Below are 17,349 nucleotides of genomic sequence, written 5' to 3' on the forward strand. Positions count from 1 at the left end.
ACGGTCGCCGCCCTCAGCCTATTTCCGAGGTGCCCGATCGGGGAAGCCCTGGAGTCGACAGTTCATCCGATCATTTCCTCGGGGGCGGGCAGGACCGCCCGTACGGTGAAGCCCCCTCCGGCGCGCGGGCCGGCGGAGAAGGTGCCGCCGAGCCGCTCGGCGCGCCTGCGTACCCCGAGCAGACCTCGCCCGGCGACCTGGCTGCCGCCGCCTGCCGGGGCGGGCCCGACGCCCTCGTCGCGGATCTCGATGGTGATGCCCGCGGCGTCGTAGCGCAGGCGGACCCCGACCGGAGCGCCCGGCGCGTGCCGGCAGGCGTTGGTCAGCGCTTCCTCGATGATCCGGTACGCCACCACGTCGACCGGGCCGGGCAGCGGCCGGGGTTGCCCGGCCATGCTCCACCGCACCGGTTGGCCGGCGGTGAAGCCCTCCACCAAGGCGTCGAGACGGTTCAGGCTGGGCGTCGGCTCGGACGGGTCGTCGGGCTCCTCCGCCCGGCCCAGCGCACCGAGCAGCTGATGGCCTCGCGCCAGCACCGTCCCACGCCACTGCGCGAACAACCCCATGCTGGTCAAGGTACGGCAGCCAGCTGTGAAGCGGTCGGCGGCGTCCACGCAATGTGCCGCATCCGAATGCCCCGGCAGCGGTGCGGGGATCAGCCCACACCGAGGCTCCGACCTCCCCCGCAACCCCGCGCCCACGGCGGCCGGGCGAAGCGGTGATGGCGGCCGGCCGACGAAGCGGTGATGCCTCTGAGTCATCAGGATGACTCAGAGGCATCACGCTCGTTGGCGACACCGCTCGTCGCGCTTGTGCCGAGGCGGAGGGGCCGACGACGCGGGTCGCAGCCCCTCCGGGATCAGTCGGTCAGGGCAGGGTCCACTTCTGGTTGGCGGCGTTGAGGCAGGTCCAGAGGTGCACGATCGTGCTGTCGGCGGAGTTGTTGCCGGAGACGTCCAGGCACTTGCCCGACGACGGGTTGCGCAGGGTGCCGTCGGACTGCGCCGCCCAGTTCTGCGCGCCGGTGCCGTTGCACGTCCAGAGCTGGATCTTGGTGCCGTCGGCGGTGCCGCTGCCGTTGACGTCCAGGCACTTGCCGAGCGCCTTGATCGTCGAGTTCGGCGTCACCGTCCACGTCTGCGCCGCGCTGCTGTTGCAGGTGTAGATCTGGATCTGGGTGCCGTCGGCGGTGGCACCGTTGCGCACGTCCAGGCACTTGCCGGCGAGACCCTTGATCGGGCCGACCCCGGTGCTGCCGCCGCTCCCCTTGACCAGTGTGAAGTCGTCCACGTCGAAGAGCCCGGTGCCGCTACCGGTGAAGGTGAGATACAGGTTCTGGGTGCCGGACGGGACGTTGGACAGCGCCGTGGTGACGTTGGCGAAGGTCGTCCAACTGCCGGTGTTGGGCACGGCGACCGAGCCCAGCACCGGGCCGGTGGCCGAACCGGTGCGCACCTGGATGGTGCCGCCCGCGCCGCCGGAGACGACCCGGGACGTGAACGAGGTGACCCCGGTCAGGTTGACGCCGTTGTAGGCGGCCCAGTCGCCCGGGTCGATGTAGCCGATGGTCTGCCCGCCGTTGGCGCCCGCCTTGGTGAACGCGGAGACGCCGTTGGCCGCGCTGAACGTCTCGGCCTGGATCGTGGTGTTGCCGGTCGGCGGCGGCGTGGTGCCCAACTCCTTGATCCGGATGTTGCGGAACGAGGCGTCGTCACCGGTGCCGTGGTTCTGGATGCCGATGTGGCCGGCCAGCGATCGGACCGGGTTGGTGTTGGTGAAGTCGTTGATCTTCACGCCGTTGAGGAAGATCTGCAGCCGCTCCCCCTCGACCAGCAGTTCGTAGGTGTTCCACTCCCCCGGCGCGTTCAGCGCCGCGTCGCGAGCGGCGATGTCGGCGGACTTGAAGGTGTAGACCGCGCCGGTGGTGCGGTCGGTCGCGTCGGTGGCGTCGATCTGGATCTCGTAACCGTTGTCGACCGCCGACCACGGGTCACTCGACGGTGGGAAACCGATGAAGATGCCGGAGTTGTCGTCACCGGCCAGCTTCCAGTCCAGCTTCAGCGAGTAGTTGGTGAACTGCTTGGCGTTGTACCAGAACAACCCCATGCCGCCGACCGAGGTCAGGGTGGCGTCGGAGTTGGTGAAGCTGCCCGGGCCGGCCTGTGACCAACCGGCCGTCGAGCCGTTGAACAGCGGGGTGTAGCCGGTCTCGGGCCGGCAGTCGGCCTTGCTCCGACCGGAGGCGTACCGGATGCCGCCGAGCAGGTGGTTGCGGAACGCCGGCTCCGCGTACGACGCCTGGGTGTGCCCCGCGCCGGTGTAGAAGGACCGGCCGCCGCTGTAGCTCTTGCACCAGCTCAGCGGGTGGTCGGCACCCATGCCGCCGCCGGAGTACGACGACTCGTCAAGGGTGGCCAGCACGTGCGCGGTCGACCGGGCGTTGGTGCGGTAGTTGTACCACTCGTCGGTGCGGGTCCAGGTCTGCGGCAGGTGAGCGGTGGCCGCGTGGCCCCGGTCCTCCACCTTCATGTTGGCCTGCTGGATCGCCGGGTGCGAGGCGAACCACGCGCCCACCAGGTTGCCGTAGAACGGCCAGTCGTACTCGGTGTCGGCGGCGGCGTGCACACCCACGTACCCACGGCCGGAGCCGATGTACGACTCGAAGGCGGTCTGCTGGCTGGCGTTGAGCACGTCGCCGGTGGTGTTGAGGAAGACGACCGCCTCGTACTGGTTCAGGTTGCTGGTGGTGAACGCGGCGGCGTCCTCGGTCGCGGTGACGGTGAAGTTGTTCGCCGCGCCCAGGTCGCGGATGGTCTGGATGCCGACCGGGATCGCGTCGTGCCGGAAACCGGCGGTCTTGGAGAACACCAGCACGTCGTACGGGGCGTCGGCGGCGCTGGCCGGGGTGGCCGGGGTGGTACAGGCGATGACGGCGAGTGCGGCCATTGCCGCACCGAGGACGGGTCGCAGGCGTCTGCGCATATCGCTCTCCTAATTGCGGTTAGGAGGGGCCCCTCGCACCACACTAGGCGTTGTCGAAGGGCTCCTCCCGCCAGCTCAGGGCAGGGTCCACTTTTGGTTGGCGGCACCGCTGACACAGGTCCACAGGTGGACCACGGTGCTGTCGGCGGAGCTGTTACCGGAGACATCGAGGCACTTGCCGGACGACGGGTTGCGGAGCGTGCCGTCGGCCTGGGCGGCCCAGTTCTGCGCGGCCGTGCCGTTGCAGGTCCAGAGCTGGATCTTGGTGCCGTCCGCGGTGCCGGCACCCGAGACGTCCAGGCACTTGCCCAACGACTTGATCGTCGAGTTCGCGGTGACCGCCCAGGTCTGCGCCGCGCTGCCGTTGCAGGTGTAGATCTGGATCTGCGTGCCGTCGGCGGTGGCGGCGCCCCGCACGTCCAGGCACTTGCCGCCCAGGCCCTTGATCGGCCCGGTCCCGCTGGCCGGCGGCGTGCCGGTGACGAAGGTGAACGCGTCCAGGTCGTAGAGCGCCCCGGTGCCCGACCCGGCGAAGGTCAGGTAGAGGGTGGTCGTGCCGGTCGGCGGATTGCTGATCGTCCCGGTGACGGTGGTGAAGGTTTCCCAGCCGCCGGTGACCGGGACCGTGGCCGAGCCGAGCACCGTGCCGGTGGCCGAGCCGGCCCGGACCTGGAGGGTGCCACCGGCACCCGCCGAGGAGACCCGGGCGTTGAACGAGGTCACGTTGCCCAGTCGGTACGGCTGGAAGGCGATCCAGTCGCCGTTGTTGATGTCACCGACGGTCTTGCCACCCTCGGCCGGGGTCTTGCTGAACACGTTGATCCCCGACGAGGTGGCGTAGAACTCGGCCTGACGGTGCCGCGGCGGCAGCGTGTGCTGGGTGTGCGTGGTCAGCCCACCGGCGTCGGTGTACTCGGCGTCGAAGATCGCGAAGATGTTCGCCGCGTCGTCGTGCTCGCCGTCGACCGGGATGGTGATCGATCCCGAGCAACCGGTCTTCGAGGTGATCTGGTGCCCGTGCTGGTCGTGCCCGAGCACGTAGGTCATCTTGACCTTGGTGCAGTCGATGGTGCCGTCCTCCGGGTCGGTCACCGTGATGCTGTACGGCACGGTGTCCCCGAAGCTGAACAGCTGACCGTTACCCGGGTTGTTGATCGTGACCGTGGGCGCGGTGTTGCCGACGCTGATCTGCACGCTGCTGCTGCCGGTGGCGCCCTGCGGGTCCCGCACCGTCAACGTGGCGGTGTAGGTGCCGTTGGCGTTGTACGTCTTCGACGGATTCGCCGAGGTGGAGGTGGTTCCGTCACCGAACGCCCACGAGTAGGTGAGCGCGCCGCCCTCGGGGTCGGACGAGCCGGCCGAGGAGAACGCCACGGTGAGCGGGGCCGCCCCGGACGTGCGGTTGGCGCTGGCCTTCGCGGTGGGCGCCCGGTTGCCGCCGCCGACGTAGTCGAAGCGGTAGAGCGCCGAGTTGGCGTCACCGTTGAAGTAGCCGGTGCCGTAGTCGAGCACGTAGTACGCGCCGTCCGGGCCGAACGCGGAGTCCATCACCTGCTTGCCGACCCAGGGGAAGGTGTCGATGGCGCCCCGGGAGCCGTCGGCGTTGACGTGGATCGGCTTGATCCAGCCGCGGCCGAACTCGGTGGCGAAGAACTGCCCGTCGAACGACTGCGGGAACTTGGTGGTGGAGGTCGACGAGGCGTTGTACCGGTAGACCGGACCGCCCATCGGCGACTCGGAGCCACCGCCGAACTCGGTCGGGGTGCCGGCGTCGCCGGCGTACCGGATCCAGGCCGGCTGGGCCGGCGGCAGGGTGGTCAGGCCGGTGTTGCGGAACGAGTTGTTCGTCGGCCCGCCGGTGCAGTTGTACTTCGCGCCGCTGGTGTTCGTCGCGAAGTCCCACTCGTTGTACGTCTCGGTGCTGGTGTTGGTGCCGGTGCAGTACGGCCAGCCGTAGTTGCCCGGTGCGGCGACCCGGTTGAACTCGACCTGGCCGGACGGCCCTCGGGTGGAGCTGGTGGAGCCGGCGTCCGGCCCGTAGTCACCGACGTAGACCACCCCGGTGGCCTTGTCCACGCTGATCCGGAACGGGTTGCGGAACCCCATCGCGTAGATCTCCGGCCGGGTCTTGGCCGTGCCGGGGGCGAACAGGTTGCCCGACGGGATGGAGTACGTGCCGTTGGCGTTCACCTTGATCCGCAGGATCTTGCCGCGCAGGTCGTTGGTGTTGCCGGCGCTGCGCTGCGCGTCGTACGCGGGGTTGCGGTTGGTCCGCTCGTCCAGCGGCGAGTAGCCGGCGGACTCGAACGGGTTGGTGTCGTCGCCGGTGGACAGGTAGAGGTTGCCGGCGGCGTCGAAGTCGATGTCCCCACCGACGTGGCAGCACAGGCCCCGGTTGGCCGGCACGTCGAGCACGTCGACCTTGCTGGACTGGTTGAGCGTGAAGTCCGCGTTGAGGGTGAACCGGGAGAGCCGGTTGACGCCGTTCCAGGCCGAGAAGTCGGTGCCGGTGGCCGGCGCGTCACCGCCGGGGGTGGAGAGCGGCGGGGCGTAGTAGAGGTAGATGTACCGGTTGCTGGCGAAGCCCGGGTCGACCCCGACGCCCTGCAACCCCTCCTCGTCGTGGGTGTAGACCGACAGGGTGCCGATCACACTGGTGGTGCCGCCCGCGTCGGTGCGGCGCAGGGTGCCGTTGCGGGCGGTGTGCAGGACCGAGCGGTCCGGCAGCACCGCCAGGGACATCGGCTCACCCATGTCGGTCACGCCGCGGGCCAACTCGACCTGCTGGAAGTCGCTGGCGACGATGGTGTGCGCCTGCGCGGGGGCCGAGCTGGCGGCGAGTGTGACAGTGCCGGCGGCGACCGCGAGCAGCAGTGCCGATCCGGCGGAGAACCATCGTCGGGACCGTTGTCTGGGAACATCCTTCTTGGACATCTGTGCTGCCCCTTCCTGACGAGTGACTGCCAGGCCGGGCGCGCGCCGTCGCGCCGGATGCCGTAGCGGTGGTGGGGGTCGATGGGTTACCGCGCCGCCGGTTCACCTCGACGAAACATTGTCGTGTTGGTCACGACACTAAGTCCCATGTGTCGATGTGTCTATATCTTCCGGCGGTTCAGCATCAACTTTCGTCGATTTGATCGAAAGTCGCCGGTCAGGCGCGTCGGTCGATCGCCTGCCCGGCCAGCTCGACCAGGGCCACGCGGGCATCGTCGGCCACCGCCGCGCTCTGTAGGGCGGACAGCGCGGCCGCCGTCCGGACCCGGATCATCTGCTCGATCCGCTCCCGCGCGCCGGTCGCCTCGATGATCTCGCGCAACTCCGCCGCGCCCTCGGCGTCCAACGCCGGGTTGCCGAACAGCTCCCGCAGCCGGACGGTCTGCGACCGGTCGGCGGCGCTGCGGGCCAGCGCCATCATGACCGTCGGCTTGCCCTCACGCAGGTCGTCCAGGACCGACTTCCCGGTGACCGCCGGATCACCGAAGACGCCCAGCACGTCGTCACGGAGCTGGAAAGCGTCACCCAGCGGGTCACCGAACTCGCCCAGCGCGGCGATCAGCTCCGGTCCCGCGCCGGCCAGGGCCGCGCCGATCTGCAAGGGTCGGGTGACCGTGTACCGGGCGGCCTTCATCCGGATCACGGTGAGCGCGCTGGCCACCGAGCCGTCCCCGACGCCCGAGACCAGGTCCAGGTACTCCCCCGCGATCACCTCGGTACGCATCAGCGCGAACACGCCGTAACCCCGGTGCACCTGCTCGGTGCTCAGCCCGCACTCGTGGAACATCTGATCCGACCACGCGGCGCAGAGGTCCCCGCAGAGCAGCGCGGTGTTGCGGCCGTACGCCTCGGGGTCACCCCGCCACGACGAGCGGGCGTGCAGGTCGGCGAAGAGCCGGTGCACCGACGGCTCACCGCGGCGGCGGTCGCTGCCGTCCAGGATGTCGTCGTGGATCAGCGCGAACGCGTGGAACAGCTCCAGGGCGGCGGCCGCCACCACGATCGGGGTGCCGTCGGCCGCGCCCGCCCCGCGCCAGCCCCAGTAGCAGAAGAGCGGTCGTATCCGTTTGCCACCGGCCAGCACGAACCGTTGCAGGGCGGTGAACACGCCACGCGGTGCGCCGTCGGGCCAGTCCGGGCCCTGCCGCTCCAGGAACCCGGCCAGTTCCGCGTCGAAGCGGGCCCGCAGCCCGCTGGTGTCGGTGGGCGCGACGGTCACCGTCATGTCCGCTCCCCTGAACCGCTCGCGCCGTCGACGCCTAATCCGGCCAGCTCCAACAGCAGCGCCTTGACCTCGGTGGCCGCGATCTTGTCGCGGGCCGCCGTCGGGTCGGAGCAGAGCAGCACCGGGGCGTCGGCCGGGTCGTCCGGCAGCCGCCCGTGCGAACCGCGCACCGCCCGCGCGCCGGCGTCCAGGCCGACAGCACTCATCAGGTAGCGCATGCCGAGCTTCTTGCGAGCCAGCGCGACCCCGGCCCGGGCCTTCGCGGCACCGGGGTTGGCCGGGTCGAAGAACAACTCCGCCGGGTCGTAACCCGGCTTGCGGTGAATCTCCACCAGCCGGGCGAAGTCCGGCGCCCGGGCGTCGTCCAACCAGTAGTAGTACGTGAACCAGGCGTCCGGCTCGGCCACCAGCACCAGCTCACCGGCGCGCGGGTGGTCCAGCCCGTGTGCGGCCTTGCCGTCGGCGTCGAGCACCTCGGCCACCCCGGGCAGGTTGGCGCAGAGCTTCGCCACCGCCGCGACGTCGGCCGGGTCCTTGACGTAGACGTGCGCCACCTGGTGGTCGGCGACAGCGAACGCCTTCGACGTCCACGGATCGAGGTACTCCATGCCGGCCTGGGTGTGCACCCGTAACAGCCCTTCGGCGCGCAGCAACCGGTTGACGTCCACCGGCCGGGACACGTCGGTGATGCCGTACTCCGACAGCACCACCACCGTGGCGTCCCGGGCCCGGGCGGCGTCCAGCAGCGGGCCGAGGACCGCGTCCAGCTCGGCCGCCGCCGCGGCGGCCTCGGCCGACGAGGGGCCGAAACGTTGCAGGTCGTAGTCCAGGTGCGGCACGTAGACCAGCGTCAGGTCGGGTGACACGTCGGCGAGGATCTGCTCGGCGGCCTGGCAGATCCACCGTGACGACGGCAATCCGGCCGTCGGCCCCCAGTAGGTGAACAGCGGGAACGTGCCCAACCGCCCGGTGAGCGCGTCGTGCAGCTCCGGCGGGTCGGTGTAGCAGTCCGGCTCCTTGCGCCCGTCGGCGTAGTAGACCGGCCGGGGCGTGACGGTCCAGTTCACGTCGGCGCCCATGGCGTACCACCAGCAGACGTTGGCCACCGTGTAGCCGGGTTCGGCCCGCCGGGCGGCCTGCCAGAGCTTGTCCCCGCCGACCAGCGCGTTGTGCTGCCGCCACAGCAACACCTCGCCCAGTTCCCGGAAGTACCACCCGTTGCCGACGATCCCGTGCCCGCTGGGCGGCTCGCCGGTGAGGAAGGTGGACTGCACCGAGCAGGTCACGGCGGGCAGGACGGTGCCCAGCTCGGCCCGGAAGCCGCCGTCGGCGACTCCCCGCAGTCGCGGCATGTGCGCCAGTAGTCGGGGCGTCAACCCCACCACGTCGAGGACCACCAGTCGCCGGCTCATCGCGTCACTCCCATACTCACGGATCGCTGCGCGGTCAGGCCGAGGCCGACCAGTTCGTCGCGGGCGAAGGCCAGTTCCGCGGCGATGCCGGCGGCCAGCTCCGCATCGGTGCCGGGCCGTCGGGCGGCCGGCAGCACCCCCCAGGTGTACGTCTCGACGTCGAGGTGGTCGCAGCCGGCGGTCGGACCCTCGAAGAGCGCTCTCAGGGCCGCGCGGAGCACCGGCAGGGTCGAGCCGAGCGGTTCCTCGGGCGGGGCGTGCAGGGGCACGTGGTAGTGCACCCGCCACGGGCCGGGGAGCGCCCGGTCCAGCGCCTCGTCCAGGTCGTCGGCCGCGTACGCCGGGTCGGCCGGGTCGGCCAGACCGGCACAACCGGCGCCCCGGGTCTGGTGCAGGAAGCGGGGCTCCACCCAGCGGCGCAGCGCCTCGGCCCCACCCTCCGGGTCGGCGGCCTCGACGGCGGCCGACACCTGCACCTTCACCACCGGAAGGCCGGCGGCCCGCAGCCGGTCCAGCGCCTCGGCGGGCTCCTCCCAGGCGCAGGCCAGATGGGCCAGGTCGACACAGACACCCAACCGGTCGGTGTCCATTCCGGACAGCAACGCGGCGGCCTGAGCGGTGCTCTCCACGACACAACCGGGCTCCGGCTCGAAGGCGATGCGCACCTCACGGTCGGTGTCCCGCTGCACCGTGGCCAGGCCGGCGGCCAACTGGTCCAGTCGCTGTCGCGCCGCGTCCGCGCGGGCGATGTCCCACGGTTGCCGCCAGGCCAGCGGCAGGGTGGAGATCGAACCCCGGGCCGCGTCGTCGGGCAGCAGGTCGGCGAGCACCCGGGCCAGGTCCAGTGTGTACGTCAGACGTTGCTCGGTGGTCCAGTCCGGGTGGTACACGCCCTGCTTCACCACCGGCGCCTGGAAGGCCGCGTACGGGAAGCCATTGAGGGTGACCACCTCCAGACCGCGCGCGTCCAGTTCGACGCGGAGCCGGCGGCGCAGCGTCGGGTCGGCGGCCAGCTCGGCGGCGACCGGGGCGGCCAGCCACAGGCCGAGCCCGAGCAGGTCACTGCCGAGCGCCTGACGCACCGGCAGGGCGTAGGTGTCCAGTTGGCCGAGGATGCCGGCGAGGTCCTCGGCGGGGTGCACGTTGGTGCAGTAGCCGAGGTGGACGGTCTCGCCGCCGGCGTGTCGCAGCCGCATCAGCTACCGCCGCGCAGGATCGAGTTGCCGGTCTGCGGGTCCACGGCGGCGCTGACGTCCAGGTCGCTGAGGTCGAGCCGCCCCGACTGCCCGTAGAACTCCACCGGGTTGCGCCACAACACCGTGTCGACGTCGTCGTCGCTGAAGCCGGCCGCCAGCATCGCCTCGCCGGTGGCCCGGGTCAGCAGCGGGTCGGAGCGCCCCCAGTCGGCCGCCGAGTTGACGAGCATCCGGTCCGTGCCGTACTCGCGCAGCAGCTCCACCATCCGCTGCGGGGTCATCTTGGTGTCCGGGTAGATCGAGAAGCCCAACCAGCAGCCGCTGTCCCTGACGAGCTTGACGGTCACCTCGTTGAGGTGGTCGACCACCACGCGACCCGCGTCGATGCCGGACTCGGCGACCACGGCGAGGGTCCGCTCGCAGCCGCGCGCCTTGTCCCGGTGCGGGGTGTGCACCAGCGCCGGCAGGTCGTACGCCACAGCGAGGGCGAGCTGCGCGGCGAACGCCTCGTCCTCCTCGGGCGTCATCGAGTCGTACCCGATCTCGCCGACCGCGACCACCGCGTCCTTGTCCAGGTAGCGGGGCAGCAGGTCGAGGACCGGACGGCAGCGCGGGTCGTTGGCCTCCTTGGGGTTGAGCGCGATGGTGGCGAAGTGGCGCACCCCGAACTGCCCGGCCCGGAACGGCTCCCAACCGATCAGCGAGTCGAAGTAGTCGGTGAACGAGGCCGCGCTGGTGCGCGGTTGCCCCAGCCAGAACGCCGGTTCCACCACCGCGCGCACGCCGGCGGCGGCCATCCGTTCGTAGTCGTCGGTGGTGCGTGAGGTCATGTGGATGTGGGGGTCGAAGATGCGCATGTCACGCCTCCCGGGGCAGTGCGGCGGTGAGCCGGTGGAGCAGGTCGGTGGCGTCGGCGGGCAGGTCCCGGCCGGCGGCGTGCCGTTCGGCGGCGAGCGCGGCCAGCATCGCGGCCAGTTCGCCGTCGGCCCGGGTGTCCAGGTCGGCCACCGCGGCCAGGGGGACGCCGCTGAACACGCACTTGAGCACCGCCTGTCGCCAGGCGGCCGGGTCGAGGTGCCGGGCGTACGGGCCGAGCGCGGCGGCGACCAGCCGGGTGTCGTTGGTCCGGATCGCGTCGTGCAGCAACGGCACGCCGGCGGCGCCGATCGGCAGCAGCGACAGGGCCCGCAGCACGGCTCGCCGCTCGGCCGCGTCACCGTGCTGGTAGAGGCGCTCGGCGTACTCCGCGTGCTCGCCGGGCAGGCTGATCAGCAGCAGCACCCGGGCCGCGTCGTCGGCGGTCCAGCCGGGGGCGTCGGGCAGCGCGGCCCGGCCGCAGCGGCGGCCGACGGCGGGGAAGAGCCGGGTGATCGCGGTGGGCTCGGTGGTGACCCGGCGCAACGCCGTGTCCAGCCAGTCGGGATCGGGTACGCCTCCCAGCGCGGCCCGTAGTGAATCCGGTGTCATCCCGTCTCCTCCCTCTTGCTGCTCCAGGCGCCCCACCACCCTTTGCTCTGCACCTACATATGCGCCGGGGCCTCTTCAGTGGGTGTCGCCTCGGCGGGTGCAGAGCAAAGGGAGCTGGCAGAGTGGTCATCGGCGGCTGTCGCGGCGGCGGCGCGCAGGAACTCGATCGACCGGGCGGCCACGGCGGGTGCGGCGTGCGAGTCGCGGGGCAGCTCGACGGCGACCAGGCCGCGGTAACCGGCGTCGCGCAGCGCGGCCAGCACCGGCGGGAAGTCGATCTCGCCGACCCCGAACTCCAGGTGCTCGTGCACGCCCCGGCGCATGTCGTCGATCTGCACGTTGACCAGGTGATCGGCCACCTCGGCGACGCACTGCGGCACCGGCCACGGCTCCAGGCACCGGCAGTGGCCGATGTCGAGGGTGATGCCGAAGCGGGCCGGGCTGCCGAGGGCGGCGTACAGCCGACGCCAGTCGGCGATGTCCTGCACCAGCATGCCCGGCTCCGGTTCGAACCCGACTGTGACGCCGGCGGCGTCGGCCGCGTCGACCACCGTGGCGCACCCGGCCACCAGCCGGTCCCAGGCGCACTGCTGCGGCACCGCCTCGGGTCGGACGCCGGCCCAGAACGAGACCGCCTCCGCGCCCAGGTCGGCACCGATCCGCACGGCCCGCCGCAGGAACTCGATGCGCCGGGTCGGGTCGTCGTGCAGCAACGTGGGGGCGTGCTTCTGCCACGGGTCGAGCAGGTAGCGGGCCCCGGTCTCGATGACCACGGCCAGGCCCAACGATTCCAGCCGGCGACCGACGGCGGCGACCCGGCGGGTGAGCCCGGGCGCGAACGGGTCCAGGTGGTCGTGGTCCAGGGTGAGCGCCACCCCGTCGTAGCCGAGTTCGGCGATGACGGCGAGCGCGTCGTCGAGCCGGTGGTTGGCGAAACCGTTCGTGCCGTACCCGAGGCGCAGCGTGGTGGCGTCGGCGGCCGGCGCGCCCGGTCGAGGCTCGGGGACGCTCATGTCGGGGAGACCTTCCGGGCCAGCCGTCGACCCAGCGGCGCGGCCGCCGCGACGGCCACCCCGAGCAGACCCGCTCCACCCCGCGCGGTGAGGGCACCCTGGAGGGCCGGCAGCCCGGTGATCCCGGCGCCGACGGCGGCGCGGACCCGTCCGGCCGACGGGTCCCGGACAACCTGGGCCTGGGCCGCGCCGTACCGGGCGGCGTACCAGCCGGCCAGCACCGCGGGCAGCACCGCGGCGATCCCGGCCGCGCGGCTGCGGCCCGCGCTCACCCCGATCTCGCCGACGGCCTCGGCCCGGTCGGTGGCTCCGGCTCGGTCGGTGACTCCGGCCTGTTCAGCGCTACGAGCGGCGGCGCGTCGGGCCCCCGGCGCGGCGACGGCGGCGCTGGCGGCGACCAGCGCGGTGCCGGCCAGGGTGCGCATCGGCAGGGTGGCGTCGGCGCCGGTGACCTCCCGGCGGGACAGCGCGGTGACCGTCCAGGTGTGCGCGGCGACTGTCGCCGCCGCCGGCAACGCCCGGGTCAGCCGGCCGCCGGACGCGCCGAGCAACACGTCCAGGCCCCGGCAGGCGGCCATCACCGCCGGGCCGGCGGCGGTGTTCTTGGCCAGCAGGTCGTACCCCCAGATGGTGGCGGCCAGCGGCACGGCGAGCGCGGCGGCGCGGCGACCGCCCACGGCGGCGGCCAGGCCCACGCCGGCGGCGGTGAGGCCCGCCGCGAGACCGACCGCGGCGGCCGGGGTGACCCGCCCGCTCGGGATCGGTCGTTCGGGCCGCTCCTCGGCGTCCAGGCGTCGGTCGGCCCAGTCGTTGGCGGCCATCCCGGCCCAGTAGAGCAACACCGAGGCGCCGGCCAGAGCCGGGGTACGCGGGCTCAACGCGCCGGCCGCCGCGGCCCCGGCGATCACGTCACCGGGCACCGAGAGCGCCGCCGGAGCGCGGACCAGCTCGGCAAGATCAGCCAACGTTGTCATGGGCACCGTCCTCGCCGTGCAGTTGCCGGGTGAAGGCGGTCAGCCGGGCCCACTGTTCGCCGAGCGAGTGGGTGGGCGCGCCCAGCGGGTCCTTGAAGAAGAAGCCCAGGTCGACGAGCGGTCCCACCTGCCCGGCGGCGTGCGCGGCGGCGGTGAGTCGGGCCAGGTCGAGCACCAGCGGCGCGGCCAGCGCCGAGTCGCAGCCGTGCCAGGTGAACTCCATCCGCATGCCGGTGCCGAGGAAACCGGTGAAGGTGATCAGATCCCAGGCGGTCTTGAAGTCGCCCAGCTCCTCGACGAACTCGATGCGGGTGCCGCCCTGCGGGACGTAGCCCAACGTCTCACCGAGCACCCGCTGCTTGCTCTGCACCTTCGCCGCGTTCGCGGCCGGGTCGGCGAGGGTCGCGCCGTCGCCGCCGCCGAGCAGGTTGACCCCGGACCAGGAGCCCACGGCCAGGTTGCGCATCGCGAACATCGGCGCGAGCACCGACTTGACCAGGGTTTCCCCGGTCTTGCCGTCGTGCCCGGCGTACGGCAGGCGGGCCTCCTCGGCCAGCGCGGCGAGCGCCGGCAGCCGCAGCCCGGTGGACGGGGTGAAGTCGACGTACGGGCAGCCGGCGAGCAGCGCCGCGTAGCCGTAGAGGGAGCTGACCGGCAGCACCTCGTCCGGGCCGTCGAGGGCGGCGCGCAGCGCGGCCGGGTCGGCGTGCCCGGGGTGCGGTCGAGGGGCCGGCTCGGTGGCGGAGACGTTGACCACCACCACCCGGTCCAGCTCGTGCCGCTCCCGGAAGGTGGTGAGATCACGGACCACGGCGGCGGCCCGGTCGGCCTGGGTGTCGCCCACCGGTGCGGGGCGCAGCTCCTGCTCGACCACGCCCAGCTCGTCGCGGAGCGCCGCGACCAGCCGCCAGGGGATGACACCGGCGTCAGCGAGGGCCTCGGCCCGTTTGCACAGCGGAGTGGTGGCCAGGTCGTGCCCGCCGAAGACGAGGTCAGCGAAGGCCGGCAGGGCGGGGCCGCGCAGCTCGGGCAGCTCGGTGACGCAGCCGGTCGGCCCGGCCAGACCGGCCCGCAGCGCGAGCCCTCCGACGATGCTGGTGGTCGCAACGGACCCGCGCGCTCCTACCAGCCAGACACCTGTTCGCATGGTGCTCCTTCCCCGTTCACGAGGAACCGTCGGTACCGCTAAATATAGGAATATCAGAATATGTTTCGGAAAGATACGCCCCGGTTTTCCGAACAGCCGGGGTGGATGGGCCCCGTCCGCCCGTCCCGCACCGGAACAACACCGGCTTCCGACGTCGGCGTCGGCGGCGACGACGCCGGACCGGTCCCGGCAGGTGCGAGCAGACGGGGCTGGTAGGCAGGGTCGGGTCGGCGTCTCGACCCTGCCTCCCCCGCATCCGGCCGGTCGGGGCGTTGGCATGCCCCGGCCGGGCGCCTCAGGCCGCCGCGCCCACCGGAACACCGACCGGACCACGACCCGTTGGAAAGCGGCGGGCGGGTACGGCAGGGCTCGGGGTAGCGGCGGACGGTCTCATCAGGTCCTGTGGATCCTCACCGGTGGTGGCGGTCCTCCGGTGCGACCGGGGAATCCCGGTCCGGTCACACCGGACGACCGTCCTGCTCGTGCGCCACCGGGCCGTACGGCCCGGCTGCACGCTCCCCGATGCCGACCTCTGTCCCGGCCACGGGGCGCAATCCGTGGCTGGTCCCTCGCCGGTCGGCGTCGGAAAGCCCGTCGGGCGACGGCGGCGCGTTCACCGCCGTCGCGGATGGTCAAAGGTCAGACGGCCGCCGCGGTCAGCGTCGGCGCCACCTCGGCCCAGGAGGAGCCGAGCTCCGCCGAGCGCGTCACCGCGTCCAGCACCAGCTGGACCTGCAACGCGTCGGCGAAGGAGGGAGTCGGGTCGACACCGGTGGCGACCGCCTCGATGAAGTCGCGCATCTCGTGCGTGAACGAGTGCTCGTAGCCGATGATGTGGCCCGGGGGCCACCACGCCGACATGTACGGGTGCTCGCCCTCGGTCACCAGGATGCGGCTGAAGCCCTGCTCCGCGGCCGGTCGGGTGGCGTCGTAGAACTCCAGCTCGTTGAGGCGCTCCAGGTCGAAGACCACGCTCCCCAGCGATCCGTTGATCTCGACGCGCAGGCCGTTCTTGCGGCCGGTCGCGAAGCGGCTGGCCTCGTACGTGGCCAACGCGCCACCGTCGAGCCGGGCCACGAAGACCGCGGCGTCGTCGACGGTTACCGGCCCGGTGGGCGCACTACCGCCGTCCACGGTGGCCGCCAGACCGCTCGACTCGGCCGGCAACGGCCGCTCCTTGACGAACGTCTCGGTGACCGCGCTGACGCCACTGATCCGCTGACCCGTCACGTACTGGGTCAGGTCGATGATGTGCGCCCCGATGTCACCGAGCGCGCCGGAGCCCGCCCTGTCCTTCTGCAACCGCCAGACCAGCGGGAACTGCGGGTCCACGATCCAGTCCTGCAGGTACGTCGCACGGACGTGTCGAATCACCCCGAGCCGTCCGTCGGCGACCAACTGGCGCATCATCGTGACCGCGGGGACCCGGCGGTAGTTGAACCCGCACATCGACCGCACTCCGGCGGCCCGGGCGGTGTCCGCCGCGGCGGTCATCGCCCGTGCCTCCTCCACCGTGTTGGCCAACGGCTTCTCGCACAGCACGTGCTTGCCGGCGGCCAACGCGGCGAGAGCGATCTCGGCGTGACTGTCGCCCGGGGTGCAGATGTCGACGACGTCGATGTCGTCCCGATTGATCAGGTCACGCCAGTCGGTGGTGTACGCGTCCCAGCCGAGCCGGTCGGCGGCGTCGGCCACCTTCGCTGTGTCTCGGCCGCAGATCAACGCCATCCGGGCCCGTGCCGGCAGGTCGAACACGCGGTTCACGGTGCGCCACGCCTGCGAGTGCGCGGCGCCCATGAACGCGTAGCCGACCATGCCGACCCGCAGTTCTTTGTCGTTCGTGGACAAGGTGGGTCTCCCCCCGGTATGTCAGAACCCGAGCTTGTCGTAGCTGCTCGCGTTCTCCTTGGTGATCGTCTCCGAGGCCAGGGTCACTTCCTTGGGCACCTGCAGCTCCGTCAGGTCGCCCAGGCCCCGACCCTGCGCGATGAGCCGCGCGAGGGAGACCGCCGAGGAGGCCATCGACGGGTTGTAGGTGACAGTGGCCTTCAGCACGGTGTTATCGGCCTTGATCGCGTCGATCGCGAGCTTGGAGCCCGCGCCGCCGACCATGAAGAACTCCGACCGGTTGGCCTGCTTGATGGCCGCGAGCACACCGATGCCCTGGTCGTCGTCGTGGTTCCAGACAGCGTCGATCTTCGGCAGCGCCTGGAGCAGCTGGGCCGCCTCGCGCTGGCCGCTGTCCGAGGTGAACTCGGCCGAGCGCCGGTTGCTCACCGTGAACCCGTAGGTGGCCAGGGCTGCCTTGAAGCCGTTGCTGCGCTCGACGGTCAGCGGGATCTCCAGACCGGCGATCTCACCGATGACCGGGTTGGCGACACCCTTGTCCTTGAGCATCTTGCCGATGAAGTGCCCGGCCGAGACGCCCATGCCGTAGTTGTCGCCCTTGATGACCAGCCGCGAGGCCAGCGCGTCGGGGAACGCCCGGTCCAGGTTCACGATCGGGATGCCCGCCTGCATCGCCTGGAGGGCAACGGCGTTGACCTCCTTGCCGTCGTGCGGCAGCACGACGATGATGTCCGGCTTCTGGGCGATCAGCGTGCCGAGCGTGGAGCGCTGGGCCTCGGAGTTCGACCCGCCGTCGACCTCCTTGAACTCCACGTCCGAGTAGGCCGCGGCCTGCGCCTTGGCGTTGGCGTGGATCGCGCCCATCCAGCCGTGGTCGGCGGCCGGCGCGGAGAAGCCGATGACGACCTTCTTGCCCGGGGCGTTGTTGCCTTCGGCGTTTCCGGCGGCCTTGGTCTGGGTGCTGGCGGCCGGAGTCTCGTTGCTGGTGCACGCGGTGAGAAGGGTGGCAGCGCCCACTGCGGCTCCACCGAAGAGCAACCGGCGGCGCGACAGGTCGCGACTGTGCTGGGTCATGAATGACCTCCTGGGAG

At 71.7% G+C, this 17,349-nt stretch carries 13 protein-coding genes; all 13 read right to left on the reverse strand.

The genetic code is table 11. The features are described from left to right. Window positions 1–62: 62 nt before the first annotated feature. Entirely contained in the window at window positions 63–566 is a 504-nt protein-coding gene (locus IF22_RS0109380) for a sensor histidine kinase (RefSeq protein ID WP_167337286.1), read from the reverse strand. 301 nt (window positions 567–867) lie between these two features. Next, window positions 868–2,982 carry a ThuA domain-containing protein gene (locus IF22_RS0109385; protein WP_030330397.1) on the reverse strand — a complete coding sequence of 705 codons (2,115 nt, stop codon included), beginning with the start codon at window positions 2,980–2,982 and terminating at the stop codon, window positions 868–870. Window positions 2,983–3,057: 75 nt separating this feature from the next. Then, window positions 3,058–5,916 (reverse strand): PQQ-dependent sugar dehydrogenase, encoded by a 2,859-nt coding sequence (locus tag IF22_RS0109390; RefSeq protein WP_030330398.1) that lies wholly within the window; start codon window positions 5,914–5,916, stop codon window positions 3,058–3,060. A 217-nt stretch (window positions 5,917–6,133) separates the two neighbouring features. Further along, window positions 6,134–7,201 carry a polyprenyl synthetase family protein gene (locus tag IF22_RS0109395; RefSeq protein WP_030330399.1) on the reverse strand — a complete coding sequence of 356 codons (1,068 nt, stop codon included), beginning with the start codon at window positions 7,199–7,201 and terminating at the stop codon, window positions 6,134–6,136. Next, entirely contained in the window at window positions 7,198–8,613 is a 1,416-nt protein-coding gene (locus IF22_RS0109400) for an alkaline phosphatase family protein (protein WP_030330400.1), read from the reverse strand. The genes IF22_RS0109395 and IF22_RS0109400 overlap by 4 nt, the downstream gene beginning before the upstream one ends. Beyond that, window positions 8,610–9,809 carry a metabolite traffic protein EboE gene (eboE, locus tag IF22_RS0109405; protein ID WP_030330401.1) on the reverse strand — a complete coding sequence of 400 codons (1,200 nt, stop codon included), beginning with the start codon at window positions 9,807–9,809 and terminating at the stop codon, window positions 8,610–8,612. Before eboE ends, IF22_RS0109400 begins: the two co-directional genes overlap by 4 nt. Continuing rightward, window positions 9,809–10,666: a TatD family hydrolase gene (locus tag IF22_RS0109410; RefSeq protein WP_030330402.1), complete on the reverse strand. Its 858-nt coding sequence runs from the start codon at window positions 10,664–10,666 to the stop codon at window positions 9,809–9,811. The genes eboE and IF22_RS0109410 overlap by 1 nt, the downstream gene beginning before the upstream one ends. Window position 10,667: 1 nt before the next feature. After that, window positions 10,668–11,276 carry an EboA domain-containing protein gene (locus tag IF22_RS0109415; RefSeq protein ID WP_030330403.1) on the reverse strand — a complete coding sequence of 203 codons (609 nt, stop codon included), beginning with the start codon at window positions 11,274–11,276 and terminating at the stop codon, window positions 10,668–10,670. A gap of 53 nt (window positions 11,277–11,329) precedes the next feature. After that, on the reverse strand, window positions 11,330–12,289 hold the full coding sequence (locus tag IF22_RS0109420; protein ID WP_051708272.1) for a sugar phosphate isomerase/epimerase family protein: 960 nt from the start codon (window positions 12,287–12,289) through the stop codon (window positions 11,330–11,332). Next, window positions 12,286–13,263, reverse strand: coding sequence for an SCO3242 family prenyltransferase (locus IF22_RS0109425; protein ID WP_030330405.1), 978 nt, complete (start codon window positions 13,261–13,263; stop codon window positions 12,286–12,288). The genes IF22_RS0109420 and IF22_RS0109425 overlap by 4 nt, the downstream gene beginning before the upstream one ends. Then, window positions 13,247–14,410: an inositol-3-phosphate synthase gene (locus IF22_RS0109430; RefSeq protein ID WP_030330406.1), complete on the reverse strand. Its 1,164-nt coding sequence runs from the start codon at window positions 14,408–14,410 to the stop codon at window positions 13,247–13,249. The genes IF22_RS0109425 and IF22_RS0109430 overlap by 17 nt, the downstream gene beginning before the upstream one ends. A gap of 639 nt (window positions 14,411–15,049) precedes the next feature. Next, on the reverse strand, window positions 15,050–16,225 hold the full coding sequence (locus IF22_RS0109435; protein WP_374224275.1) for a Gfo/Idh/MocA family protein: 1,176 nt from the start codon (window positions 16,223–16,225) through the stop codon (window positions 15,050–15,052). A 54-nt stretch (window positions 16,226–16,279) separates the two neighbouring features. After that, complete coding sequence (locus tag IF22_RS0109440) at window positions 16,280–17,332, reverse strand: substrate-binding domain-containing protein (protein WP_030330408.1); 1,053 nt, start codon at window positions 17,330–17,332, stop codon at window positions 16,280–16,282. Window positions 17,333–17,349 lie beyond the last annotated feature (17 nt).

Source organism: Micromonospora parva, assembly GCF_000718515.1.
Lineage (GTDB): Bacteria > Actinomycetota > Actinomycetes > Mycobacteriales > Micromonosporaceae > Micromonospora > Micromonospora parva.

Bases quoted from the DNA above. Each gene is read 5' to 3' on its own strand.
- IF22_RS0109420 (WP_051708272.1), bottom strand. From the start codon at position 12,289: ATGAGCGTCCCCGAGCCTCGACCGGGCGCGCCGGCCGCCGACGCCACC.
- IF22_RS0109440 (WP_030330408.1), bottom strand. From the start codon at position 17,332: ATGACCCAGCACAGTCGCGACCTGTCGCGCCGCCGGTTGCTCTTCGGT.
- IF22_RS0109415 (WP_030330403.1), bottom strand. From the start codon at position 11,276: ATGACACCGGATTCACTACGGGCCGCGCTGGGAGGCGTACCCGATCCC.
- eboE (WP_030330401.1), bottom strand. From the start codon at position 9,809: ATGCGGCTGCGACACGCCGGCGGCGAGACCGTCCACCTCGGCTACTGC.
- IF22_RS0109410 (WP_030330402.1), bottom strand. From the start codon at position 10,666: ATGCGCATCTTCGACCCCCACATCCACATGACCTCACGCACCACCGAC.
- IF22_RS0109430 (WP_030330406.1), bottom strand. From the start codon at position 14,410: ATGCGAACAGGTGTCTGGCTGGTAGGAGCGCGCGGGTCCGTTGCGACC.
- IF22_RS0109390 (WP_030330398.1), bottom strand. From the start codon at position 5,916: ATGTCCAAGAAGGATGTTCCCAGACAACGGTCCCGACGATGGTTCTCC.
- IF22_RS0109400 (WP_030330400.1), bottom strand. From the start codon at position 8,613: ATGAGCCGGCGACTGGTGGTCCTCGACGTGGTGGGGTTGACGCCCCGA.
- IF22_RS0109425 (WP_030330405.1), bottom strand. From the start codon at position 13,263: ATGACAACGTTGGCTGATCTTGCCGAGCTGGTCCGCGCTCCGGCGGCG.
- IF22_RS0109395 (WP_030330399.1), bottom strand. From the start codon at position 7,201: ATGACGGTGACCGTCGCGCCCACCGACACCAGCGGGCTGCGGGCCCGC.
- IF22_RS0109380 (WP_167337286.1), bottom strand. From the start codon at position 566: ATGGGGTTGTTCGCGCAGTGGCGTGGGACGGTGCTGGCGCGAGGCCAT.
- IF22_RS0109385 (WP_030330397.1), bottom strand. From the start codon at position 2,982: ATGCGCAGACGCCTGCGACCCGTCCTCGGTGCGGCAATGGCCGCACTC.
- IF22_RS0109435 (WP_374224275.1), bottom strand. From the start codon at position 16,225: ATGGTCGGCTACGCGTTCATGGGCGCCGCGCACTCGCAGGCGTGGCGC.